Here is a 25,535-nt window from a genome sequence, read left to right as displayed (position 1 = left end):
TTTTATATGAATTTATTCTATCTTCGTCACCTCAAATGAAAGATATTCCCATGAAAGTAATACCTATTATAGGCGATGATAATTCTTTTCTATATCGCTTCCTCGTCAGTTCACGCTTCCGGGTAGCCAGACATACTACTGTCGTCGTGGCACTGTTTGTCATAGCTTGTAATCTGGTATTATTCAGCTGTCAGGGTTATATAGAGATATTGGGAAAGTGGACCTATCTTCTCATCTTCAACATGTTTCTGCTCTACGGTGGCATTTTTTATTTCAATTTGCTCTATCTGGTACCCCGTTACTTGCTCAAACAAAGATATCTGACGTATATTCTTTCCCTGTCAGGTGCTTTAGTTATAGTTTTTATCTTTCAAGCTACACAGGAGTATATTGTATCCGATATCTTCTCTGTACCTAATATTTACGTGGGATATTCTAAGGTGGCATTTGTGATGGATTATCTTTCCTCTTTCCCATTGACGCTTCTCAGCATCATGGGCGGCGGTATGACTGTCCTGTTGCGGCTCTGGATACTGGAAAACCAACGGGTGATGCAACTGGAGAAAATCAGGTTACAGTCCGAAATAGAACATCTGAAAGAACAAATTAGTCCCTCCATGTTATTCCGAGTACTCCACCATTCAGGAGAGCAGGCATTGGTGAACCCGGGAAAAGCTTCGGAAATGCTAATGAAACTGAGCCAGATACTCCGTTATCAGTTGTATGACTGTAACCGGGAGAAAGTGCTGCTAAATACGGAAATTAAATTCCTTTCTAATTATCTGGAACTGGAACAACTTGTTTCGGATAAATTTGATTTCCACATGAGTGCCTCGGGAGAGACAGGACGTACATTTGTATTCCCATTGCTCTTTATACCTTTTATCCAATACACAGTAAAACAAATAGAAATACAGGAAGAACAATCCGCATCCATTGAAATTCATTTACAAGCGAAAGATGAGACCATTCTGTTCAACTGTCAGGTATCCATATCTTGTCTGGAACCGGAGCAGGAATTGAATAAAATCCGGCAACGCCTCGATTTACAATACGGAGAGAACTATCGGTTGGAATTAAATAATCAGAGCATTCTGCTTGAATTGAAAGGAGGTGGAAAATGATCAATAACCGTTTTACCAGTTTCCTGCTTGCCCCACGCTACCGGATGGCAAGGCACTTGTTTCTGCAATTCGTAGTATTCATGATTACTGTAAACATACTCTGGAATGTCCCCATGCGCCCACTCAGTCTCCCTCAAAGGTTGTTGGGATGGGCCATCTATTTTATTTCCATTGATACTGTTTTCTATATCAATCTTTTTTGGCTATTCCCTCGCTTTCTGCTGAAAAATCGCCTGTTGATGTATGTGCTCGGTGTATTCGGAGTCAGTCTGACAGTTATTGTAGCTGTAGCCATATTCCAAGTTTTCACTATCGACATTTCGGTTCCCGCATCCGATAACAGCCTATTTCCTATCGTGGTAAATGCCATATCGGGAGTATTGGCCATGGGATTTACCGTAGCCGGAATGTCTGCCATACTCCTTCTTCGCCACTGGATACTCTATAACCAGCGGGTAGATGAGCTCCAATCTGCCACCCTGCATTCCGAATTGAAGTTTCTCAAGAATCAGATAAATCCTCACTTCCTGTTCAATATGCTGAATAATGCCAATGTTCTTATCCGGAAGAATCCCGCAGAGGCATCCAAAGTATTATTTAAACTTGAAGATTTATTGCGTTACCAGATGAATGACAACTTCCGCGAACATGTGCCTCTCCGCTCTGATATCCGCTTCCTGAACGATTATCTGAATCTGGAAAAAGTACGGCGTGATCACTTTGATTACAATATCACTGAGGAAGGTAGTATCGATGCCATACAATTACCGGCTTTACTGTTCATTCCTTTTGTTGAGAATGCCGTGAAACATAATTTCGACAGTGAACATCCGTCATACGTTCACCTCTTCTTTAAGGTTGAAGACGATCAACTGGAATTCCGATGTGAGAACTCCAAACCTGCCGTAGCAACAGGCAAAAGCCATGTGGGTGGAATCGGACTAACTAATATCCGACGCCGGCTTGAACTCCTATACCTCGGTCGCTATTTGCTGGAAGTAGCCGAGACGGAAAACAAGTATGTAGTAATTTTAAAACTGGATTTATGAATTGTATTATAATAGATGATGAACCACTGGCACGCGAGGCCATGGAAATGCTGGTGCAAGAAAATAAAGAGCTTTGCCTACTGGGCATGTTCAATAATACCGTATCCGCCACACGGTTTATGGAAGAACATTCTGTCGACCTTATCTTTCTGGATATTCAGATGCCGGGTATCACCGGCATAGAATTCGCGCATACCGTCTCCAAACGGACACTTATCATCTTTACTACCGCCTATACGGAATATGCACTGGACAGCTATGAAGTCGATGCTATCGATTATCTGGTGAAGCCCATAGAACCGGAACGTTTCCAAAAGGCAGTACAGAAAGCCCTCTCCTATCATTCATTATTGATGAAAGAAGAGAAAGAGGCTATTGAAACCAATGTTTCTTCCGAGTATTTCTTCGTGAAGTCCGAACGAAAATACTTCAAAGTAAACTACACTGATATTCTCTTCATCGAAGGATTGAAAGACTATGTAATTCTTCAACTCCCGGAGCAGCGCATCATTACCCGCATGAATATGAAAGGCATCTCCGAGCTCCTGCCCCAAGATATGTTCCTTCGGGTAAACAAGTCGTATATCGTTAATACCCGTCACATCGATTCATTCGATAACAATGACATTTATATAGGTAACTATGAGATTGCCATAGGCAATAGCTACCGTGATACATTCTTTGAAGAATTTCTAATGAAAGGAAAAAGAAAAGGATAATATAAAAATAATGATGTACATTTGTATTCCGAAATAAGCAAATTAACAGGTTTATAGATATGATACAAATTCGTCCCAGCCAGCTTTCAGACTTAGACCGCCTGATGGAGATATTCGATCATGCCCGCAAATTTATGGCATCTGTAGGAAACGGAAACCAGTGGATCAATGGCTACCCACAGCGTGAACTGATTGCCCGGGAAATCACCGCCGGACATTGCTATGTATGCGAAGATGAACATGGCAAAATCGTCGGAACATTCTGTTTTGTTCCGAGTCCCGATCCTTTTTATGCCATCATCGAAGACGGAGCCTGGTTGAATGATGATCCCTATTATGTGATTCACCGCATCGCCTCCGACGGAAGTTACAAAGGCATCGGAGATATCTGTTTAAACTGGTGCGCCAAGCAATATCCAAGCTTGCGTGCAGATACGCATAAAGACAATATTATCATGCAAAACCTCCTTGTGCGCAACGGATTTATCCGTTGTGGGACGGTTTATGTCTCAAATGGGACACCCAGAATTGCATACCAAAAAATATCCCGATAATCTTCGAAATTTTTCTGCCAGTAGGAAGATAGAAAATGATTTTTTTTATCTATGTTTGCGCCTTGAAATAAGTAATTTCAAGTAATAGCAACAGAGTATGATAGAAAATCGTCTCAGCCAGCTTTCTAACTCAGCTATGCAGCATGTCATCATGCAGCATTTGTTTATACAAGACGAATGTATTCGTTGTAGGATGATTCATGCAACAAACACAGCGGCACGCACAACATTTCTCAATTAGCAATCCTTAGCCAGTATTTTTTTCACTTGTATAAATGCATCTTTATGTGTGTATTTATGAACTTAGATAAATAACAGCTCAAACGCATGGAAAAAGAACAGAAACACTCACTTGCAAACGATATTGCCGAACATGTTAAACTACAGCAGCAATATGATAGTCTTTATAACCAGAGTATGACTATCCTCAACTCACTTCCGGTAGCAGTAGCAGTCTACAACGCTGAAGGAAAAATCCTGTATTTCAACGAACGTTTCTGCCGGATATTCGGGACAGATATGGAAGAGATGGCAGAAAGTCATCCAAACATATACGACAGTCCGGTGGTGACCGATGAAATAAAAAATGCAATAAAAGCAGGATTACCCATATTCACTTCTTTCCCGTATGATTTTGGAAAAGTAGATGGATACATCACTACCGTCTATACCGGTATTCGTCACCTGGAATGTAATGGACAACCCATCCATAACTCAAATGGAGAACTGGCAAGTTATGTCATCATCATGGAAGATATCACAGAGTCTTTGGAGAAAGAGGAAATGCTTCGTCAAAGCCGCCTAAAAACAGAAATAGCCATAAAAACAGCAGATATTATGCTTTGGGAGTTTGATGTTAATTCCCAGCTGTTTTTCAGTGACAACGAGCCTCTGAACGGATATGACAAGTCTCGTCCGGTATCAATGGCTCTCTATCTGGAGACGATTCATCCTGACGAGCGTAAAGAAATGGTCGGCATAATGCAAAGAATGAGTGCAGGTGAAGACTTCACATTTTCATTCGAAGGACGTATCAAGTTATTCGGCTCTTCCGAATGGCAATATTGCTTCGTCAATGGTTCACCATACTCTTATAGCGAAAACGGACAGGTACTAAAATATGTAGGTACCCGTAAAAACAACACAGATATCCATAAAAAGAAACAACTTCTGGATAAGATATTGAATAATCTCCCCCTCTCCATCCATATCAAAGATATAGAAGACAACTTCCGTTATGTATTCTGTAATGAAGAAAGTAAACGTATGTTCGGTACAAGCGAAGATACGACAACTTACGATGTTATGGACGAAGAACAAGTGGCACGTATTCAGAAAACGGATCTTGAGGTATTCAATACCGGTACTCCTTATCTGGGTCTGGAACGGGTAAACCTGAAAGATGGGCGCAGCTATGATACAATCGTGCGTAAGAGCGTTATCGAGGATGACGGAAAACGCCTATTGCTGAATACCCGCTGGGATCAAAGTCTGCAAAACGAACTTAAACGCCGCGCACAGATTCTGTCAATTACTTTGGGAGCCATGAACGCCTTTACCTGGTTCTTTGAACCGGACAAAAACAGGATAAGTTTTGGCGAAGGGTTCAATGAAGTTACCAAAAAGGCTCCAGATATCTGCTCAGTAGAGAAATTCCTGAACTGCGTGCATCCTGACGATAAACAAAAGTTCAATGATTCCCTGCAAGCCATCGTCGAACAGGAAAATGGCATTTGGGAAGTGGAATACCAGCTCGATTTAAACGGTGACGGAGTTTATCAATGGTGGCAAACCCGTGGTATGCTCGAAACAAGCACCCTGAATGATGCTCCCTATAAATATATGTTTGGTATGACCATCTGCATAGATGCACATAAACAAGCAGAGCTAACATTACTGAAGAATAAAGAGGAACTGAAGAAATTAGTCACTCTGAATGAATTAGTACTCAACAATACCAATTCCGGATTAGCATATATCAGTCGTGACTATCGCGTGCAATGGGAAAATATCTCTTCCTGTTCAAAAAGCTTATCTTTCGAGGCCTACAAACAAGGTGAATTCTGTTATAAAAGTGCTCACAACAGGACCTCACCGTGTGAGGAGTGCATATTAACACGTGCTTTCCAATCCCGTCAGACAGAGCTCATCAAATTCAAGCTTGACAATGCACACGTTGTCGAAGTATATGGAACTCCTGTTTTTCTTGAAGATGGTACAGCCGATGGTATAGTCATCCGCGTAGATGATGTAACCGAACGTGAAGAGATGATTAAGGAATTACAGATAGCCAAAATGCATGCCGAGCAATCAGACAAACTTAAATCTGCTTTCTTAGCCAATATGAGTCATGAAATCCGTACGCCATTGAATGCCATTGTCGGTTTCTCCGGACTGATGATGTATGCAAGCGATGAAGAGAAAGAGGATTACATGCAGATTATCAATAACAACAATGAGATGTTACTGAAACTAATCAGTGACATCCTCGATTTGTCCAAGTTGGAAGCCGGCTCTGTAGAATTGAAATATGAGGAATTCGACCTGACGGATTATTTCAACTCCATGTTTGCTTCCATGAGACAGCGGGCTACAAACCCCAAAATACAAATAGTAGCAGTCAATCCTTACCAGCACTGTTTGGTTACTCTCGACCGCAACCGTGTTGCACAAATCATTACCAACTATGTAACCAATGCCATCAAATATACCCCGGAAGGAACTATCGAGATGGGCTATGAATACAGAGAAGAAGGAATCTATTTTTATGTAAAAGATTCGGGAATCGGTATACCGGACGAAAAGAAAAACAAGGTATTCCACCGGTTTGAAAAATTAGACGAATTCGCACAAGGTACAGGTTTGGGGTTATCCATTTGTAAAGCAATAGCGGAAGCAATGGGAGGCAATGTAGGATTTGAATCTGAGTATGGCAAAGGATCATTATTCTGGGCACTGTTACCCTGCGAAGTGGAAATACCATCTGAAATTACCCTGCAAAGAGCAGAAGAAGCAACCTCATCAGATAAAAAGGATGTTGCTACGGGAACCTCACTAAGTAATACTCCAGGACGTAAAACGATTTTGGTTGCTGAGGACATTCAAAGTAACTACCAGTTAGTATCAGCTTTGTTGCGGAAACGTTTTAATCTGGTGCATGCAGCCAATGGTCAGGAAGCTATAGAGATACTGCATAAACGTCACATAGACCTGCTACTCATGGACATGAAAATGCCCGTCATGGACGGATTGACAGCTACAGCTGAAATTCGTAAATTCAATGCAGAACTACCTATTATAGCCCTAACGGCACATGTTTTTGAAAATGACCGCCTGACTGCCATGGATGCAGGATGCAACGAGTATCTTGTTAAACCCATAGATAGAGCAAAATTAATAGCTGTATTGAAAAAATATAGCTAATATATAATCTTTTAAACAGATATTTTATAAGGAATGGAGAATAGTAAAAACCAAAACCCTACGCAGTGGTTCGTCTTTTTTAAAGACCAACTGCTGCTGAAAAAAGAGAAAACAGAAAAAGGAGAAATAAAATACAGTGTACCTTATGGTACAGAACTACCGTTGAATCCCGGTGCAGGTAGTACGATTCACGAAGTATTTCTACCTACGGATGAAATGGTACACACATTCGCCATCGAACAACTCGTTGTGGAAACGGAAGAATGGGTTATGGTCAATCTCCGGGGCTCCTATGAATATATCACCTTGGATGAATATAAAGCTGCCGGTAAAGCATATCAAATATTGTATTGGGATCAACACAGCCGTTTTTGTCCTGCATGTGGCATGCCTACGGAACACAAGACACCTATCATGAAAAAGTGTCCTTCGTGTGCCTACGAAATATATCCTCCCATCTCCACAGCTATCATCGTGTTGATACGTCGTGGAGAAGAAATCTTACTGGTACATGCCCATAACTTCCGCGGAACATTCTATGGCCTGGTAGCCGGTTTTCTTGAGGTAGGGGAAACTCTGGAACAATGTGTACAACGTGAAGTAATGGAAGAAACCGGATTGCGAGTGAAGAATATCACTTATTTCGGCAACCAACCCTGGCCCTATCCCAGCGGATTAATGGTAGGTTTTATTGCCGATTATGAAAGTGGAGAAATCAAGTTGCAAAAAGACGAACTCAGTGCCGGAGCATTCTATTCGAAAGAAAATATGCCGGAAATTCCACGGAAATTGAGCATAGCACGAAAGATGATAGACTGGTGGCTAAGCAATAATTAAAAGACAAAAAACATTCAAATAAAAACAGATTGCGGAGGACATGCATTCAACAAACGAACAACTACGAATGAAACGACTCTCATTCACATCAACCAATTAGCATGCAACCGCAATCTGTATATCTTCTCATCTCCCGGTCATCCGACCTTCATCAAATCATTCTAAATATATCCATCAGAAACAAAAGAGGATAATGGCAATTTATATCAACTGGTGCTTTCACTATTGAAAACGTTCTTACGCCACTAATTGCCAAAATCCCCTTCTACCATCCTGATGGATATTAACTAAGGTTTAGGTTAGGTTTATACGTTGCATATAAAACGGCATTTAACAGAGAATGATTTCAGAGTTGACTTAAAGAAAGCAAAAGAACCTTAAAGCGGAAAGAATGTCCACGCTAACGGATAAAAAACAGAAAAGGTGCAACCCTTCGCAGGATTACACCTTCCCTTCTGCCTATCAGCAGTTTATCTTTCTCAAATACCGAGTGACTTGCGTACTGCTACCACTTTCTCTTCTGCTTCCGCATCAGCACTGGCATAACATTTCGGACAACCCATTTCACCCTTCACCTCAATGTAGAACTTAATTTTCGGTTCAGTACCTGACGGACGAACAGAAATCTTTGTACCGTCTTCTGTGAAGTATTGAAGCACATTTGAAGCTTCCGGCATATCCAGTTCACTAACCTTTCCCTGGGCATCAGTAATCTTCAACGTCTTATAATCCTTGATCAGTTTAACAGGTGAACCTCCGATTTCCTTCGGCGGGTTAGCACGGAAATTATCCATCATGGCTTTGATTTCATCTGCACCGCTCTTACCGGGTTTCACTACGTTTACAGTCGTTTCTTTAGAGAAACTATATTCTACGTAGATATCCATCAGCACGTCATACAGTGTCTTGCCCTGATCCTTAGCCCATGCACAGATCTCAGCCAGCAGTGAACAAGCAGAAACGGCATCTTTATCACGAACAAAGTCTTCTGCCAAGAAACCATAGCTCTCTTCACCACCACCGATGTATTGCTGCTTACCTTCGCTCAAACGGATTTCACGTGCGATCCACTTAAAACCAGTGTAGCAATCACGCATTTCAATCTTATTCTTATCAGCTACAGCCTTAATAAGTTCAGTAGTTACAATGGTCTTCACAATGAAGTCATTCGGCTGCATCTTACCCATTGCAATACGGTTCTTGATGATATAATACAGGAAGATCAGACAAGTCTGGTTACCATTGATAAGTACCCACTCACCCTTATCATCTTTACAAGCCATACCTACACGGTCAGCATCGGGGTCGCTGGCCATTACGATATCAGCATCGATCTTCTTCGCCAAAGCGATAGCCATAGAAAGTGCCTCAGCATTTTCCGGATTAGGAGATACCACTGTCGGGAAATTACCATCCTTCACCATCTGCTCGGGTACACAATTTACATTTTCAAATCCCCATTCTTTCAGAGAAGCAGGAATCAATACACGGCCTGCACCATGCAGAGGAGTATAAACAATGCTGAGATCTTTCTGACGTTTGATCACTTCCGGATCGATAGAAATAGAATGAACCATATCCAGATAGATCTTATCCACATCAGCACCGATAATCTGAATCAGGTCTTTATTACCCTTAAACTTAATGTCAGCTACTGTCACCTTATTTACTTCATCAATGATAGCGGTATCGTGCGGAGCAAGTACCTGTGCACCATCATCCCAATAAGCCTTATAACCGTTGTATTCTCTCGGATTATGGCTTGCAGTGATATTGATACCACTTTGGCAACCGAAGTGACGGATAGCAAAAGAAACTTCCGGTGTAGGACGCAAATCATCGAAGAGATATACTTTAATACCGTTTGCAGAGAAAATATCTGCAGAAATCTGAGCAAACTTATCGCTGTTGTTACGGCAGTCATAACCTACCACTACAGAAATCTGTTCTTTATCCTTGAAGCATTTGTTCAGATAGTTGGAAAGTCCCTGTGTAGCAGCACCTACCGTGTAAATATTCATACGATTGGTTCCTGCACCCATGATACCGCGCAAACCACCTGTTCCGAATTCCAAATCCTTATAAAAGCAATCTATCAGCTCGGTTTTATCTTCGTTCTCCAACATGCGTTTCACTTCCGCCTGAGTTTCGGCATCATAAGCCGGGGTGAGCCATCTCTGGGCTTTCTCAGTTACCTGTTTGATAAGTTCCTGATTCTCCATATAATTATTGTTATTTTAGAGGTTAAAATATATCTGTTATTTGTAAGACACAAATGTAGGCGAATAAGTTCAAATATCCTACATTTTCATGAAAGATTTACACTGTATTGTACAGATTTCACAGGAGAAATGAAGTTCCTGTGAAATCTGCAACAGGGCATTATTCCGGCATTTTATAGCGGTCACCGGTTTGTTTTACATACTCTTCCAGGAATTCTTTCGGGTATCCGGGACGTATCACACCAGCCGGCTGACCGATGGAATTACGTTCGAACTTACCATCTTTCATACGCTTCACTACACCATCGTTGTATTTTACGATAAGGAATTCACCCAGACGTTTCCAAGTATCGAGTGTGCTTTGTGCAGTCATATTGGTATAGTTAGTCAGGAATGCTTTAGCCTGGGCAGGATCTTTGGCATACAGTTTGGATGCAGCAGATTCAATACCTTCCTGCGCATCATTGAAAGTAGTTTCCATTTCCGACTGGCTTGCACGTACATCCTCAATCATCAGATCATAGCGAGGATAAACCATATTCGCCACCCAATTGAAAATCCAGAAAGAAGAATTCCAGGAGAAAGTGATATAGTCGGCACCATCTACGCGTGAGTAGCATACAGGCACTTTATCCGTGCAGCAATATACAGGTGTGAACACCGTCATATTGGCATCATCCGTACCGAACCAAAGTACACCACCGATAGCGTCAGGCATAGAAGAACGCATCTGAGATACAAAAACAAAGCCGGACTGCTGAGTAGAAATAGGACGTTCATTAAAATATTCCTGGTCGTTCACCTTGAAAGAAAGCGGAGAAAGACGATAAGGTGTGTGGTAAGGGCCTGCACCGAAATCCTTGCTGATATCCAGCGGAGTACCTTCATAATGGTCGCGCATGGCATTCTTCACATCCTGTACGGAGATTTTGCGGTTTGCTTTCAGATAAAGCGGCATTGGCTGATCTGTTTTACCTTCTATATACGGAAGGAATTCTTCTCCGCGATCGGTAAACATATTGAAATAGCTCCATACACGGGCTTCACAGTAGCGGCGTGCACCGAAATCCAGAGGAGCATATGCATCTGCAAAACTGAAATCCTTATTCACGCCGGTAAAGTAACCTTTTTCGCGGGCAAAAGAAATCACATCGGAAGAATAAAGACAATTATTCTTGTCGTTCATATCGAACTGGTGGATACGGGATTGGTTGGCATGAGCAGAGATGCAATCATCCGGAATACGTACAGCTACCCATACAGCACCACGCACACCGGGACCTTTACCTATCATTTCCATAATCCAGATCTCATTAGGATCGGCAATAGTGAAAGACTCACCACTGCTGTAATAGCCGTATTCCTGTACAAGATCGGTCATCACCTTAATGGCTTCACGGGCAGTACGGGCACGTTGCAATCCCAAGTAAATCAGACTGCCGTAATCAATAATACCGGTGGTATCCACCAACTCCGGACGACCGCCGAAAGTAGTCTCGGCAATAGTAAGCTGGAATTCGTTGATGTTCCCAATAACATTGTAAGTCTGGCGGGCTTGCTCTATCCGGCCCAGATATTTGCCGGTATCCCACTCATGTACATCCATCAGAGTGCCTTTCTTATGTACACCGGCAGGGTAATGATATAACTCACCGAACAACCCGTAGGAGTCGGCAGAATAAGAAACGATGGTAGAACCGTCTGTAGAGGCATTTTTACCTACAATAAGATTGGTACAAGCCAATGCATTTGCCACGGCTACCACCATACCTAAGACGGAAAGAGTCAGTCTTTTACTTTTCATACTTCAGTTATATTAATTATTAAATCAAATGTCGCACATAAGCCGCTACCTACCAAGTCCGTATCAACTCCGTACCAAGTCCGTGTCAAGTCCGTAGTTATAGATACGGAGATGGTACGGAGATGACAGGGTTCAGACACGGGGGTATTTACCAGACAAACTCAAACTTTTCTGTTGTCTGATTCCCACATCCATCCGTTACAGTCATTTCCACAACATGTTTGCCTCCCTTTTTTACATGATTCGAGTCGAGTTCGCACACCAGATTCCCACTGATGGAATTGGGTTTGCCAAACAAGGCATACTTGCCGTCTATGGTTCCGCGGTAACTGCTGATACCGGTCTCTTCATCTTTTGCTTTGAATACGATGCGCCCTGTACTTCCCCATTGTTTCGGATTAAGCGGAGTAATTTTAGGCGGTACGGTATCAATGGCAACAGTGTAAGTACCCAATTCACGGATAGTGGTTTTCATGAAACCATCTTCATATTTACCACCGATACTATACTTCTTACCACGGCTAGCCACACCTGCCACATAATATTTCGTCATATCTTCTAACGGACGGCGGCGCAATCCGATACTTAATTCGCAACGACCATGCAAAGGTATGCGTGTATCATTCAACTGATAGGTGAAAGCGATATCCCCACTATCAGCCCGTACGGTATAGTTCAGGTATGCGTCGTCATAGAGCATTCCCCGGGGGATAACCAGATTCAGGCCAGGTTCTTGCAGGATGTTCACCTTATCCCAATGGAAAATATATTTCTCCCGATGTTCCACAGGTTTCATTTCCGTACGCTTTCCATGTACGGTAAAACGCACCTTTGAGGTGTTTCCCAATGCATCTTTCAGTGTATATACAAAGTGATAGGGGCGTTCTTCATTGATCTCAATCAATCCCCGGTTACCATTGGAAGCATGCAGCATACGCAATGTATTTCCAGGCTCGATGAAAGACTTCATATACTGCCCATACGTCCACGAATTTATCATCCGGTTTTCGTTTTCCGAGAAACGGTCTACCACACTACGGAATACTTCCACACTATCTACTTCCAGAATGACAGTATGTACTCCGTAACGATTGCTCACTCCGTCCATATAATCATAGGCACGAATAGCTGAACCTATCAGTCCCCAGGCGGTAATCGGCTGTTTGGGATTAAGAGGAAAGGCCCGATGCTTCTGGTTTCCTCCCACCACTCCCCTGCCCGGCTGTGGAAAGAGCATAATACCTTCGGCACGGGGAGCTGTATTGTCTTTCACTTTCTTCTTAAAGAAGGGTAACGGGTCGATATAATCGTCCGTATCCGCCTCAAACATATCCAAGTGCAGGTGCGGACCGAAAGAATAACCGGTGTTACCACTCAGAGCGATAACTTGCCCTGCCTTTACAGGATATTCACCCGGTTCGGGTGTAATCTCCACTTCCCATGACTCCTTTTCATATTGCAAGTCTTCTACCCTACGGGCTACATCGCCCACAAAGGCACTAAGGTGTCGGTTGATGGTTTTATATCCATTATTATAGGCTACATCGAGCACATAACCCGAACCATGTGTGACACGGATACGCGAAATATATCCTTCGCCCAAGGCATGCACCGGTTTACCGATAGTACCTCCTGTTTTGAAATCCAGTCCGCCATGAAAGTGATTGGCACGTATTTCGCCGAAGTTCCCGGAAAAAGTAATGGGGAAATCAAAAGGCGGAGTAAAGGTAGCATCCTGTGCATGAACAGCAGCAGGAATCTGCACTCCACCGAACAATAATAAAAAAGATAAATATATAGTAGATTTGGTATATCTATTCATAGGTGTAATCTTTGTTTTTAAACGCAGGCAAAGATAAAAAATATCCCCATCTTTGCCGCAATAAATATCATAATTGTACTTGCATAATTCCCCAAAAGACATATCTTTGCAACGCAAACTATATAATAAACACTTATACAAACACCTATGAGCCATACAACTTTCACCTACACATGCCTTGTTTTAGCAATACTTATTGCCATAGGCTTTATAATAATGATTATCACCATACGTCGTTTACGCAAGGCACAAAAGCAACTGCAAAAAGAAAACAAAACAGATGACCAGGAAAAAAGATATGACTGGTACAGGCACTAATCATTTCATATTCATACATGAACAACCTCCTGAGCAAAATATTGAAACTCAGTGGGCATCCTATTATTTCAGATTAAAACCTGTATAAAAATACTGTTGTAAAACACCTACTCCCAAAGTACATCGAAACACGGAAATCGCTACATTGCGACATGTTTAACCCCCAATTAAAATTGTAAGGTTATGATTATCGGAGTACCTAAGGAAATCAAAAACAACGAGAACCGTGTAGGAATGACCCCTGCCGGAGTAGCCGAGTTGGTGAAAAGAGGTCATACAGTGTATGTGCAGGCATCTGCCGGTGCAAACAGCGGTTTTCCTGATGAAGAGTACACTGCAGTGGGTGCGAAAATGCTGCCAACCATCGAAGCTACATATGCCGCAGCTGAAATGATTGTGAAGGTGAAAGAACCTATCGCCCCCGAGTACAAACTGATTAAAAAGGGTCAAGTGGTATTTACCTATTTCCACTTCGCCGCCGATAAAATACTTACCGAAGCCATGATAGAAAGCGGTGGCATCTGCATCGCTTACGAAACCGTAGAGAAAGAGGACCACTCTCTCCCATTGCTCACTCCCATGAGTGAAGTGGCCGGACGTATGGCTACACAGGAAGGTGCACGTTTCCTGGAAAAGCCGCAAGGCGGAAAAGGGAAATTACTGGGTGGTGTACCCGGCGTTCGTCCTGCACGTGTATTAATTCTGGGGGGCGGTGTAGTAGGAACCAATGCTGCACAGATGGCTGCCGGAATGGGTGCGGAAGTACTGATTACCGATATTAATCTGACGCGCCTGCGCTACCTCAGTGAAGTGTTACCAAAAAATGTAAAAACTCTATATTCTTCTATGCATAACATCAGGATGGAATTGCCCAACATAGACCTCGTGATTGGTTCCGTACTGATTCCGGGAGATAAAGCGCCACATCTGATTACCAAAGATATGCTGAAGATGATGAAACCCGGAACCGTTCTCGTGGATGTTGCCATAGATCAGGGCGGATGCTTTGAAACCTCTCATCCTACCACCCACAGCGAACCGACGTATGTAGTGGATGGTATCGTGCACTATGCGGTAGCTAATATTCCGGGAGCAGTACCATTCACTTCAACTATGGCACTGACGAACTCCACACTACCCTATACTGTGGCTTTGGCAGACAAAGGCTGGCGAAAAGCATGTAAAGACGATCCCGCTCTGGCACTGGGACTGAATGTAGTGGAAGGTAAAGTTACTTATAAAGCTGTAGCGGATGTATTCGGACTGGAATATGAACCGATTGCCTTGTAATAAAAGAGCTTCATTCAGGAGTTTAGTAAGATAATAATCTATTTATAACGTGCAGGTTGAATTGATCGGCACGTTATTTTATGTTCCTTTTTCTCTCTGTGATTCTTCACGACATGTTCAATGTGTCTTGGAAAACCAATCCTTAAACTCCTGCACACGTGCCTTGCTCACCAGTACTTTTTCATCTGATACCTTGCAACGAAGATTAATAGACAGGCGATTGTTAAACCATAAATCAATATCCTTAATTGCCTCGCGGGAAATCAGGAATTGCCGGTTGACACGGAAGAACAGAGAAGGATCTATACACTCTGTTATCTCATCCAGTGTTTGTGGAAATGTGTATTCCTTGCCATCGACAAGAACAACCTTTACTTTACAATCCTGAATATAAAACAACAGAATCATATCTACCGAAACCGGCAGTAGTTTATCCCCTTTCACCGGAATAAGAAAATGCGCTTTATAGTTTTCCTGCTTTTTCAGTGAATGGATTAACTGCAACAGGGTATTGTCAGGAGACTGCATTTGTTCCGAACCATGTAGTTGTTCCAACTTATGGAAAGCTTTTTTGATGTCACTTTTGCCAATAGGCTTCAATAGATAGTCCACACTGTTCACTTTGAACGCACGAAGGGCATACTCATCATAAGCAGTAGTGAAAATAATGGGACAGGTGATATCCACATGACCGAAGATTTCAAAAGCCGATCCGTCCGCCAAATGGATATCCATAAAGAGCATATCCGGCATAGAGTGTATGGCAAACCAATCCAGTACGGCTGCAATACTATCCAGAGTGGCCTCCAATTCCACTTCCGGTTTCACTTCCTGTAACAAAGCTTTCAGGTTGCGGACTGCCGCTTTCTCATCTTCTATGATAATAACTTTCATGAAACATTCGATATTAGGGGAATACGTATAGTAAACTGCTCGTTCTCGCTGATTTGTATCTCCCGTTTGTAAAGCAAATGATAGCGCTTTGCAAGATTTGCCAAACCGATACCAGTTCCCGTAGTAGCAGTCAGTTTGGGTTGCACAGGATTGGTAACGATCAATTCTTCTCCTTCGGTATAAATACGGATATTCAGTGGATGTCTGTCGCTTATTTCATTGTGCTTCACTGCATTTTCTATCAGCATCTGAACCGCCATAGGAGGCAGATAATAATTGGCATATTGATTATCGATACAAATGTCAAAAGAGAGATTATCCTCAAAACGCATCTTCAACAAAAAGATATAGGCTGACACAAATTCTATCTCATCCTTCAGAAACACACTTTTCGAATCATTTCCCTGCAAGGTGTAACGCAAAACACGGGAGAGTTCCTGAATGTATTCCTGCGCCTTATCCTGATCTTCACGTACCAATGACCGGAGAGTGTTCAGAGAGTTAAAAAGCATGTGCGGATTCAGCTGATTCTTCAAAGCCTCATACTGGTTCAGGATGTTCTCGGCCTGCAATTGCTGGTTTTCTACAACGACTTCCTGCTGACGCCGGATAAGGTAGGATATATAACAACTTCCCGATACGGTACAGGTTATTATAAAATCACGCAAAGGATGCAAATAATGATGCACCATAGCATCAATGGCCGGAATATCGAAAGTGTGGTGCAGGAATACAAAACATTTCCCTAACAAACTGCTTAAAATCCAAGTCAGTATCAATGACAATATCATCTTCTGCCAGGTGATTTTTACAGCCGGTTGATTAAAGTGGAATAACAAAATGTTCACCTCAAACAGAATCATAAGAGAAATGAAAGTGAAAAACACTTCGCTTGCCACATCAGCAGGTCTCATGCCTGGAAACAGTGTCTGGCTCTCGAAGACATCAAAGAGAGAAACCAGTTCCGGGAAATGAATTAATGTTGCCACGGAAATGGAAACGATGAGTATGAACAGAGTATACCGATTTTTCATGCTTGCTGTATTTTGCACACAAAGATACATTTTATTCTATCGCGACCTTATTTTTTCAAAGATAAGGAATCTTTCTTTCCAGCAGAAGCCTGCTCTTTCATAATCCTCGCTGTGACGTACATGCCTGGACGGAATTGGCTGTCCACAGTATCTACCCTGGCATAGACTTCAACAGAACGTGTATCTTCATCCACTTTCTGCCCGATAGATATCAAAGTAGCCTTAAATACAGTTTTGCCCATTCCGTTTACACGAAATTGCACCGGATTTCCCACTTTCATATCTGCCAGATCCTTCTCATAGGTTGTCAATCTGAGTAAAGTCCGGCTTTTATCTACTATTTCACAAAGAGCATCTCCTACATTCATATATTTACCGACATTCATTTTCACATCTGCCACATAACCACTGATCGGAGCTTTAATCTGCAAAAAAGGTTGAATGCCCTCCTTCAGCAAAACTTCAGGTTCAACTTCCAGTAATTTCAACTGTGCAGCTGCCGCCTCTACACGACTTTTCATTGAAAGGTAATCTGCCTTACTTTGCTGAAGTTTCTTTTGGGAGGCAGCTTGTTCGGCAGAGAGAGCTTGCTGGCGAAGGAATTCCGCTTCCAGAAACTCAGTCTGCGCATGACTGTCCAGATAAGTCTGTTGTAAAGTTATAAAATCGGGATTTTCCAGAGTTGCCAATACACTCCCTTGCCGAACAGGTTCGCCGGGCAGCAAAGAAGTACTTTTAATTACCCCACCCATCGTAAGCGAAACGGTCGCCATTCGTTGTGGGGGAATAACCATTGTACCGTTAAATGATACCTGATTAGGTTTTGAAGTAGCTGAAGTGATGGCATCTACTTGAATGCTATCCGTAACGTTTTCTGCTATGGCAACGGCAGTAGCTTCTTCTGCCGGTTGTGCTTCTTTGTTCTCGCTGCATGCTGTCAGTATCAGCAGAATTAAGGGGAAAATTATCTTTTTCATCGTCATCATTCTATTTAAAAAGTTCGTATTCAAGGGCTGCTATATTGTATTGATATACCGTTTCAAGGTATCCGCGACGGATGTCACGCGCCACATTAACAGCTTGTATAAATTCAGTTATATTAGTTTCGCTATGTTGCAACTGCAGGTTGGCTACCTTCATCAGTTCATCTGCTTCTTTCAACGCCGATGTTGTATAGTAGCGTAAACTTTCAGACTGGCGGCGTAAACCGGCAATAGCTTCCGACACCTTATTATATAGATTATGTGTATTTGTCTCCGCTTCGGTTCTTGCTATAACAGCCGCCACTTTTGCCTGTTTTATCTTACTATGCCGCGGCACGAAATAAACCGGAAAGGAAACTCCAACCATCCACGAATTCAATCCTTTCAGCGGAAGGATATCCTGGCGTACGTAACCGAAGGACAGCTCAGGAAAAAATCGGCTTCGCTCCACATTTAGTTGTGCTTTGGCCTCATTGGCCTGACTCTGAAAATAATTCAGGTGAACTTCCGAAAAAGACGGTTTCCGATAATCTACCGGAAATTGCACCAATGCCGTATCCACCGGAACTAATGGATGGTCTGCATAACAAACCCAATTCAGCCGTGACAAAGCCAGTTTTTCTTCTTCCTGTGCCTGAAAAAGGCGATTCTTCATATCCGCCGCCATACTGGTGGCCATGTTTTTCTCCAGCAGAGTTATTTCTCCCTGGTGATAACGCAACTCACCCATACGCTGCAATTGCTCAGCCAATTTGTTCTGGTCATTGTATAAAGCACAAAGATTGCAAGCATACAGATAATATGCCCATGCACGCTTCACTTCCGCCACCACTTCTTTTTCAACGATTTGCCGGTAGAAGGTCCCCGTTTCAACCTGCCTGTTCACCAAGGCATTCTTATAAAAAGGAGTCAATAAAGAGCCCAATCCCTGGGTTACTTCCCACTGCTTGTCTTTTCTAAGCTCACCATTCAATTGTCCCCACGAATAGTTCATCTCGGTAGAAGACAATTCCAGTACTTCTCCCCTGCCCGCCTTTACTTGGCGGATTGCCGCAGAAGCTATTTTCAACCGGGGGTGATTCTGCTTTGCCAGTTCTATGGCCTGATCCATTGTCACTTTCTCCTGAGCTTTCGCCGTAAAGGGCAGCATAACAGCCAACAACAGAAAGAAGAACAAGAACTTTTTCGCAGAGAAACGGCGTTTCCATACCACTGTATAGCTTACAATCTGATAGAAAACAGGAATAATAAGCAGTGTCAATACAGTAGACACAATCAGTCCGCCAATAACTACGGTAGCCAACGGACGCTGTACTTCGGCACCGGCTGAGGTGGCAATGGCCATAGGAACAAATCCCAGCGAAGCAACTAATCCCGTCAAGAAGACAGGCCGCAACAAATGAGCGGTTCCGCGGGCAATCACCCGTCTGGTAGAAAGAGCATACATAGTTTCTTTTCTTATATCGTTAAAGTGATTAATCATTAAAATACCATTGAGAACCGCCACACCGAAGAGGGCTATGAAACCTACCCCCGCCGAGATACTAAACGGAAGACCACGTAGCCATAGTGCCAAGATTCCGCCAATCAATGAAAGAGGTACGGTGGAGAACACCACCAATGTGTAAGTAACATTTTTGAAAGCGAAAAACAATAATAACAGAATCAGCATCAGGGCTACCGGCACGACAACCAGCAAAGTATTGATGGCATTCTGCAAATTCTCAAATTGTCCGCCATATTCAAAATAGTATCCGGGCTTCAATTTAATATTCTGGTCCAGTGTCTTTTGTATATCCTGCACTACCTGCTGAATATCCGCTCCACGCACATTAACCCCAATTACGATACGACGCTTGGTCGCATCCCGGTTAATCTGTAACGGACCATTCACCAAATCAATGGTGGACACCTCACTCACAGGTATCTGAATGCCTTCATTGGAACGGACAAAGAGTTTATCCAGATTCAAATCGGCCACTTTATCCTGATCCAGACGAACCACCAAGTCAAAGCGACGCTCATTCTCAAAGACCACTCCACTTACCTCTCCGGCATAAGCCGTACGGATAATGGTATTCAGTTCTTCTATATTAATGCCATAGCGGGCAATCTTTCCACGGTTATACTTCACCACCAATTGGGGCAGCCCCATTGTCTGTTCCACAATTACATCCGATGCACCGGGCACTTTTTCTACAAAAACAGCAGCTTCTTTTGCCTTCTGATAGAGTTCGTGTGTGTCTTCTCCATAAAGTTTTACGGCAATATCTGCTTTGGCTCCTGTCATCAGCTCGTTAAAACGAAGCTGGATGGGTTGAGAGAAATTAAATTCTGCACGACTCGCCAGAGGTTCAAGAGCTTCTTTCATCTTCTCTACCATTTCGGCACGACTGGTAGCATTGGTCCACTCCTTGAAAGGTTTCATGATGATCATTACGTCGGCATCTTCTACAGCCATCGGGTCTGTCGGAACTTCCGCCGTACCTATCTTCGCTACCACATGTTTTATTTCCGGGAGTTTATTCATCAAGAGCTTCTCTGCCTCATTAGACACTTCAATACTTTCGCTCAATGAACTGCCGGCGGGAAGTGTCATCTGCATAGCAAAATCTCCTTCATCGAGTGTAGGGATGAACTCTGCGCCCAGACGGGTGAAAAGAAACAGAGAAATAATCAGAGCCGCAAACGCCGTTGCAACAGTTTGCCACTTAAAACGCAGGCAGAATGTCAAAGCACGGGCATATATCTTATTTAATCTTTCAAAGAATTTATCAGCAATGGTCGGCTTCGTCACAATGTGATGTTTCAGGAACAGAGAAGCCATCATCGGGACGTAGGTCAGCGACAAAAACAGGGCACCGATAATACAAAATACCAGCGTCTTAGCCATCGGCGTGAAATACTTTCCTTCAATTCCCGTCAATGTCAGTATGGGGAAGAATACAATCAGAATGATGAATACGGCAAATGTGGCGGAGCGTACCACTCCTGAAGCACCTTTCTCTACTTCCACATCCATTTCTTCTGCCGACAGGGTACGGCCTCTGAACTTCTTACTGTAGATATGCGCCAGTATACCCTCCAATATGACAATGGAACCATCTACAACAATACCGAAGTCTATCGCCCCCAAACTCATAAGGTTTGCAGAAACATTGAAGATACGCATCAGAATGAACGCGAACAGCATCGCCAATGGAATGACGGAAGCCACGATCAGTCCGGCACGTACATTGCCCAGGAAAATAATCAGTACCAGAAACACAATTATCGCACCTTCTATCAAATTGTGAATGACGGTAGAAATGTTACGATTTACCAGCTCCGAGCGGTTCAGATAAGGTTCGATAGTGACACCCTCCGGCAAAATCTTCTGTATTTTTTCTACCCTTTTCTCCAATTCTCCGGTGACGACATTGGCATTGGCTCCTTTCAGCATCATGGCAATGCCACCTACACATTCGCCCTTGCCATCCATTGTCATGGCTCCGAAACGTTTGGGAGCTCCGAAGCGTACCGCACCAATGTCACTGATACGGATAGGAATGCCATTGCGATTGGCTACCACTATCTGCTCCACATCTTTAGTACGGCTTATCATTCCTTCGGAACGGATATAATAAGCACGGTTTACCTTCTCGATATAGCTGCCGCCTGTATTCTGGTTATTCTTATTCAAGGCTTCGAAAACTTCTCCGATAGTGATATTGAGGGAGAAAAGCACATCCGGATCAACGGCTACTTCATATTGTTTCAGATAGCCTCCGAAGCTGTTAATCTCAACAATTCCCGGGATGCCGGACAATTGCCGCTTCACAATCCAGTCCTGAATGGTACGAAGTTCCATGGCATCATATTTATCCTCATACCCCGGCTCCACTTTCAGCACATATTGATATATCTCGCCCAGTCCGGTGGTGATAGGCATCATCTCGGGCATACCCAACTCGGAAGGTATCTCACCGGCCACACTCTGTATTTGCTCGTTCACTAACTGGCGGGCATCCAGAGTAGGTACACTCTCTTTAAAGACTACTGTCACCACCGACAGCCCGAAGCGGGAGACGGAACGTATTTCAGTGACATTCATAATGTTGCTCATGGCAATTTCCACGGGCATTGTGATAAGTTGCTCCACTTCCTGTGGCGCCAAGGTTGGTGACACGGTAACAATCTGTACCTGATTGTTTGTAATATCCGGAACGGCATCTATAGGAAGTGTCAACATGGAATAAATTCCACCAATCAAAAGAAACAAAGTGGTAAGCCCCACAAAAAGCTTCTTTTTTACTGAGAATCGAAGGATAGCGTCGAACATGTTTTATACTTTTGGTTTTTACACAAAAGTAAGCTATCCGCATTAGACACAGAATGCCTGTGTGCTGAACCGACTATTTTAGTAATTCAACCGTCAATATCAATCATTGAAGTGAAACTACCGACTTACAACTTATCCCCGAACAGAAAATCTTTCTTCCTCCTATAAGCCCATATCAATGCAAGTATCGTAATGCAAAGGTTAAAGATAAACGGAAACTCCTGCGAACGTACATGAAACAATGATTGGAAAAAATCTACGATAAACGGGCAAAGCAACACAGCCAGATAATTCATTGCCATCACAAAAGCCAGTGCCAGCGTGGTTTTCTGGGGAACAGCCGTATCCACCGTTTTATCATAAATCAACGGTTGAATAACCCCATAGCCCAATCCCACCAGTATGCAGCCCGGTATGATCAGCCATTCCTTGGGAGAAATCCATATCAGTGCCAATCCCAGTGCAATACACAGCAGGCTGTAGAATTTTGTCTTCTCCTTCAGATACTTTACAACATGTCCCAAAAAGAAACCGGGTGCCATAATAGCAAGGAAGAAAAGGGAAATCATCATTCCCGAGTTTCCACTGGAAAAGTGATGTGCCTCCATCAGGAACGGAAGGTTGAACGTCACGATCAATACGATATAAGTAGTAAGCCCGTAGAAAAGCATCAGTTGCAGCAGATGACGGACATGAATACCATACTTACCGGGGATAGCGGGAACAGCCTCTTCTACCGATGAAGAAGTATTGGCAAGAGATTTATCCGATGACGTGATTTGTGCTTCGCCATCCGCATTTTCGTCTTTCAGATGGATGGTGAGTATGATGGCTACCAAAGGTAGTAAATAGACCAGGAAAGGCAGATGCCAGTTCACTTCTGCCAGATAGCCGGTAACAGCGGTTGCCACCACCAGCGTAACATTTGTAATGGCGGAACTGTATCCAAACTGCTTCACCCGATAGGTTCCCGTGAAATAACGGGATATCAATCCGGTAGAAAGCGGAATAATCAGTCCCGCACCAATTCCCAGCAGGGCGCTGACGGCTATCAATTGCCACATTTTTGTGGAAAACAGGTACAGCACCCCGCTCGCGGCGAACATCCAGAGCCCCGCGCGTAACAGACGGACAAAGTCGCGTTTCTCGGCCAACTTGCCCGCCAACAAAATAAAAGGTATAATCAATAACGACGGCAAAGAACTAAGCATCTGAATATCCAGTTCCGAAGCATCAGGAAAAGTAGTGGAAAGCTGTCCCAGAATAGGAGAAACAGCCAGTCCAGGCAAAGAGGTCAATGCAGAGATAGACCAGATGCCGATCAATGTAATAAGAGGAATGGTTCCACGGCCGGTATTGATTTTCATATACACATATATATTTATAGAGTTTGAAATAGTGCAAGAGAAAACAATTAGGGCTATGGAAAGTTCAAAGAAAGAGGAAAGGATAAATAATAATTTAGCGGTGGAAGAATGGATACGCGGACGACGCGTATCCATTCTTCCACCGCTAAATTATTATTGACCTTCCCTTTAATAAACGCCAAAATATGTAAAACGCCGGAACTTTCCTCCGCAAACACCGTTGTTGTGGGAAATTCGACGGGGAAAATCCCCGCCGCCTAAACCTAAACTAAAACGTTAGTAAAATGGAAGATGTAAATTTCAGAAAAGGTGATGCCAAAACAGAAGTGTTTGGATCAAACAGAATGTTGCAACCCTCTCCGGTAGAGAAGATCCCTGATGGGCCTACTACTCCCGAGATTGCTTATCAGATGGTAAAAGACGAAACTTTCGCTCAAACTCAACCCCGTCTGAACCTGGCAACTTTCGTTACCACTTATATGGACGATTACGCCACCAAGCTGATGAACGAGGCGATCAACATTAACTACATTGACGAAACGGAATATCCCCGCATCGCCGTGATGAACGGAAAATGTATCAACATCGTAGCAAACCTGTGGAACTCTCCGGAAAAAGATACTTGGAAAACAGGTGCGCTGGCCATTGGTTCAAGTGAAGCATGTATGTTGGGTGGCGTGGCAGCCTGGCTGCGTTGGCGTAAAAAACGCCAGGCTCAAGGCAAACCGTTCGATAAACCTAACTTCGTTATCTCAACCGGTTTCCAGGTAGTATGGGAAAAGTTCGCTCAGTTGTGGCAGATTGAAATGCGCGAAGTGCCTTTGACCCTTGACAAGACTACTCTTGACCCGGAAGAAGCCTTAAAGATGTGTGACGAAAACACCATTTGTATCGTGCCTATCCAGGGTGTGACATGGACCGGACTGAACGATGACGTAGAAGCACTGGACAAAGCTCTCGATGCATACAACGCCAAGACCGGTTACGATATTCCTATCCACGTAGACGCTGCCAGTGGTGGTTTCATCCTGCCGTTCCTCTATCCTGAAACGAAATGGGACTTCCGCTTGAAGTGGGTTCTTTCTATCAGTGTCAGCGGGCATAAATTCGGTCTCGTCTATCCGGGTCTGGGTTGGGTTTGCTGGAAAGGCAAAGAATATCTGCCCGAAGAAATGTCATTCAGCGTAAACTATCTTGGTGCAAACATTACTCAGGTGGGATTGAACTTCTCCCGTCCTGCTGCTCAAATCCTGGGTCAGTACTACCAATTCATTCGCTTAGGATTCCAGGGATACAAAGAGGTACAGTATAACTCACTGACCATCGCGAAGTATATCCATGATGAAATCGCTAAGATGGAACCGTTCGTCAACTATTCAGAAGAAGTGGTGAACCCGTTGTTCATCTGGTACATGAAACCGGAGTACGCCAAGAATGCTAAATGGACGTTGTACGACCTTCAGGATAAACTGTCGCAACATGGTTGGATGGTACCGGCGTATACCCTGCCTTCTAAACTGGAAGACTATGTCGTAATGCGTGTGGTAGTACGCCAGGGCTTCAGCCGCGACATGGCAGACATGTTGTTGGGCGACATCAAGAATGCTATCACTGAATTGGAGAAATTGGATTATCCTACTCCTACCCGCATGGCTCAGGACAAGAACCTGCCGGTAGAAGCGAAAGTGTTCAATCACGGTTGTAAAGCTCACAAAGCAGCGAAATAATCAAGGGAACAAATCAACAAAGGGACAAGCTAACTCGTCCCCTTGTC

At 43.3% G+C, this 25,535-nt stretch carries 16 protein-coding genes; 8 read left to right on the top strand and 8 right to left on the bottom strand.

Annotated features, from left to right (window positions below; genetic code table 11):
- The first annotated feature begins 50 nt into the window (after positions 1 to 50).
- The 6 genes from DW036_RS15365 (at position 51) to nudC (ending at position 7,706) form a co-directional block, all read left to right on the top strand.
- A complete protein-coding gene (locus DW036_RS15365) occupies positions 51 to 1,124 on the top strand; it encodes a sensor histidine kinase (RefSeq protein ID WP_233560452.1) in 1,074 nt (357 codons plus the stop codon).
- Entirely contained in the window at positions 1,121 to 2,173 is a 1,053-nt protein-coding gene (locus tag DW036_RS15360; RefSeq protein ID WP_118465152.1) for a sensor histidine kinase, read from the top strand. Before DW036_RS15365 ends, DW036_RS15360 begins: the two co-directional genes overlap by 4 nt.
- Positions 2,170 to 2,892 (top strand): LytTR family DNA-binding domain-containing protein, encoded by a 723-nt coding sequence (locus DW036_RS15355; RefSeq protein WP_118465151.1) that lies wholly within the window; start codon positions 2,170 to 2,172, stop codon positions 2,890 to 2,892. The genes DW036_RS15360 and DW036_RS15355 overlap by 4 nt, the downstream gene beginning before the upstream one ends.
- A gap of 59 nt (positions 2,893 to 2,951) precedes the next feature.
- Positions 2,952 to 3,446, top strand: coding sequence for a GNAT family N-acetyltransferase (locus DW036_RS15350; RefSeq protein ID WP_118465150.1), 495 nt, complete (start codon positions 2,952 to 2,954; stop codon positions 3,444 to 3,446).
- Positions 3,447 to 3,773: 327 nt separating this feature from the next.
- Positions 3,774 to 6,869: a response regulator gene (locus DW036_RS15345; protein ID WP_118465149.1), complete on the top strand. Its 3,096-nt coding sequence runs from the start codon at positions 3,774 to 3,776 to the stop codon at positions 6,867 to 6,869.
- A gap of 33 nt (positions 6,870 to 6,902) precedes the next feature.
- Positions 6,903 to 7,706 carry an NAD(+) diphosphatase gene (nudC, locus tag DW036_RS15340; RefSeq protein ID WP_118465148.1) on the top strand — a complete coding sequence of 268 codons (804 nt, stop codon included), beginning with the start codon at positions 6,903 to 6,905 and terminating at the stop codon, positions 7,704 to 7,706.
- Positions 7,707 to 8,185: 479 nt separating this feature from the next.
- Here nudC and DW036_RS15335 read toward each other — a convergent pair whose 3' ends face one another.
- From DW036_RS15335 to DW036_RS15325, 3 genes are all read right to left on the bottom strand, one after another.
- Complete coding sequence (locus tag DW036_RS15335; RefSeq protein WP_118465147.1) at positions 8,186 to 9,928, bottom strand: phospho-sugar mutase; 1,743 nt, start codon at positions 9,926 to 9,928, stop codon at positions 8,186 to 8,188.
- Positions 9,929 to 10,088: 160 nt separating this feature from the next.
- Positions 10,089 to 11,732 carry a C69 family dipeptidase gene (locus tag DW036_RS15330; RefSeq protein ID WP_118223138.1) on the bottom strand — a complete coding sequence of 548 codons (1,644 nt, stop codon included), beginning with the start codon at positions 11,730 to 11,732 and terminating at the stop codon, positions 10,089 to 10,091.
- A gap of 148 nt (positions 11,733 to 11,880) precedes the next feature.
- A complete protein-coding gene (locus DW036_RS15325) occupies positions 11,881 to 13,554 on the bottom strand; it encodes a M23 family metallopeptidase (protein ID WP_118465243.1) in 1,674 nt (557 codons plus the stop codon).
- Between the two features lie 501 nt (positions 13,555 to 14,055).
- Here DW036_RS15325 and ald point away from each other — a divergent pair.
- Positions 14,056 to 15,162: an alanine dehydrogenase gene (ald, locus tag DW036_RS15320; protein WP_118465146.1), complete on the top strand. Its 1,107-nt coding sequence runs from the start codon at positions 14,056 to 14,058 to the stop codon at positions 15,160 to 15,162.
- A 117-nt stretch (positions 15,163 to 15,279) separates the two neighbouring features.
- Here ald and DW036_RS15315 read toward each other — a convergent pair whose 3' ends face one another.
- From DW036_RS15315 to DW036_RS15295, 5 genes are all read right to left on the bottom strand, one after another.
- The gene (locus DW036_RS15315; RefSeq protein WP_118465145.1) at positions 15,280 to 16,056 is read right to left on the bottom strand and encodes a LytTR family DNA-binding domain-containing protein; all 777 of its coding nucleotides are present in this window, start codon (positions 16,054 to 16,056) and stop codon (positions 15,280 to 15,282) included.
- Positions 16,053 to 17,090: a sensor histidine kinase gene (locus DW036_RS15310; RefSeq protein ID WP_118465242.1), complete on the bottom strand. Its 1,038-nt coding sequence runs from the start codon at positions 17,088 to 17,090 to the stop codon at positions 16,053 to 16,055. The genes DW036_RS15315 and DW036_RS15310 overlap by 4 nt, the downstream gene beginning before the upstream one ends.
- Positions 17,091 to 17,137: 47 nt before the next feature.
- Positions 17,138 to 18,067, bottom strand: a complete 930-nt coding sequence (locus DW036_RS15305; protein ID WP_118465241.1) for an efflux RND transporter periplasmic adaptor subunit — start codon at positions 18,065 to 18,067, stop codon at positions 17,138 to 17,140.
- Positions 18,068 to 18,077: 10 nt separating this feature from the next.
- The gene (locus DW036_RS15300) at positions 18,078 to 22,394 is read right to left on the bottom strand and encodes a CusA/CzcA family heavy metal efflux RND transporter (protein WP_118465144.1); all 4,317 of its coding nucleotides are present in this window, start codon (positions 22,392 to 22,394) and stop codon (positions 18,078 to 18,080) included.
- Positions 22,395 to 22,519: 125 nt separating this feature from the next.
- On the bottom strand, positions 22,520 to 23,761 hold the full coding sequence (locus DW036_RS15295; RefSeq protein ID WP_118465143.1) for an MFS transporter: 1,242 nt from the start codon (positions 23,759 to 23,761) through the stop codon (positions 22,520 to 22,522).
- 284 nt (positions 23,762 to 24,045) lie between these two features.
- Here DW036_RS15295 and DW036_RS15290 point away from each other — a divergent pair, with 284 nt between their 5' ends.
- A complete protein-coding gene (locus DW036_RS15290; protein WP_118465142.1) occupies positions 24,046 to 25,488 on the top strand; it encodes a glutamate decarboxylase in 1,443 nt (480 codons plus the stop codon).
- Positions 25,489 to 25,535 lie beyond the last annotated feature (47 nt).

The organism is Bacteroides sp. AF39-11AC, from assembly GCF_003474285.1.
In the GTDB taxonomy this organism is placed as follows: domain Bacteria; phylum Bacteroidota; class Bacteroidia; order Bacteroidales; family Bacteroidaceae; genus Bacteroides.
Note: the sequence above shows the minus strand (reverse complement) of the source record. Positions and strands in the feature narration are given on the sequence as shown.

What these genes read in the sequence shown, in the direction of transcription:
- DW036_RS15360 (WP_118465152.1), top strand. Translation starts at nt 1,121, where the DNA reads ATGATCAATAACCGTTTTACCAGTTTCCTGCTTGCCCCACGCTACCGG.
- DW036_RS15345 (WP_118465149.1), top strand. Translation starts at nt 3,774, where the DNA reads ATGGAAAAAGAACAGAAACACTCACTTGCAAACGATATTGCCGAACAT.
- DW036_RS15330 (WP_118223138.1), bottom strand. Translation starts at nt 11,732, where the DNA reads ATGAAAAGTAAAAGACTGACTCTTTCCGTCTTAGGTATGGTGGTAGCC.
- DW036_RS15315 (WP_118465145.1), bottom strand. Translation starts at nt 16,056, where the DNA reads ATGAAAGTTATTATCATAGAAGATGAGAAAGCGGCAGTCCGCAACCTG.
- DW036_RS15305 (WP_118465241.1), bottom strand. Translation starts at nt 18,067, where the DNA reads ATGAAAAAGATAATTTTCCCCTTAATTCTGCTGATACTGACAGCATGC.
- DW036_RS15290 (WP_118465142.1), top strand. Translation starts at nt 24,046, where the DNA reads ATGGAAGATGTAAATTTCAGAAAAGGTGATGCCAAAACAGAAGTGTTT.
- ald (WP_118465146.1), top strand. Translation starts at nt 14,056, where the DNA reads ATGATTATCGGAGTACCTAAGGAAATCAAAAACAACGAGAACCGTGTA.
- nudC (WP_118465148.1), top strand. Translation starts at nt 6,903, where the DNA reads ATGGAGAATAGTAAAAACCAAAACCCTACGCAGTGGTTCGTCTTTTTT.
- DW036_RS15355 (WP_118465151.1), top strand. Translation starts at nt 2,170, where the DNA reads ATGAATTGTATTATAATAGATGATGAACCACTGGCACGCGAGGCCATG.
- DW036_RS15295 (WP_118465143.1), bottom strand. Translation starts at nt 23,761, where the DNA reads ATGAAAATCAATACCGGCCGTGGAACCATTCCTCTTATTACATTGATC.
- DW036_RS15300 (WP_118465144.1), bottom strand. Translation starts at nt 22,394, where the DNA reads ATGTTCGACGCTATCCTTCGATTCTCAGTAAAAAAGAAGCTTTTTGTG.
- DW036_RS15350 (WP_118465150.1), top strand. Translation starts at nt 2,952, where the DNA reads ATGATACAAATTCGTCCCAGCCAGCTTTCAGACTTAGACCGCCTGATG.
- DW036_RS15310 (WP_118465242.1), bottom strand. Translation starts at nt 17,090, where the DNA reads ATGAAAAATCGGTATACTCTGTTCATACTCATCGTTTCCATTTCCGTG.
- DW036_RS15335 (WP_118465147.1), bottom strand. Translation starts at nt 9,928, where the DNA reads ATGGAGAATCAGGAACTTATCAAACAGGTAACTGAGAAAGCCCAGAGA.
- DW036_RS15325 (WP_118465243.1), bottom strand. Translation starts at nt 13,554, where the DNA reads ATGAATAGATATACCAAATCTACTATATATTTATCTTTTTTATTATTG.
- DW036_RS15365 (WP_233560452.1), top strand. Translation starts at nt 51, where the DNA reads ATGAAAGTAATACCTATTATAGGCGATGATAATTCTTTTCTATATCGC.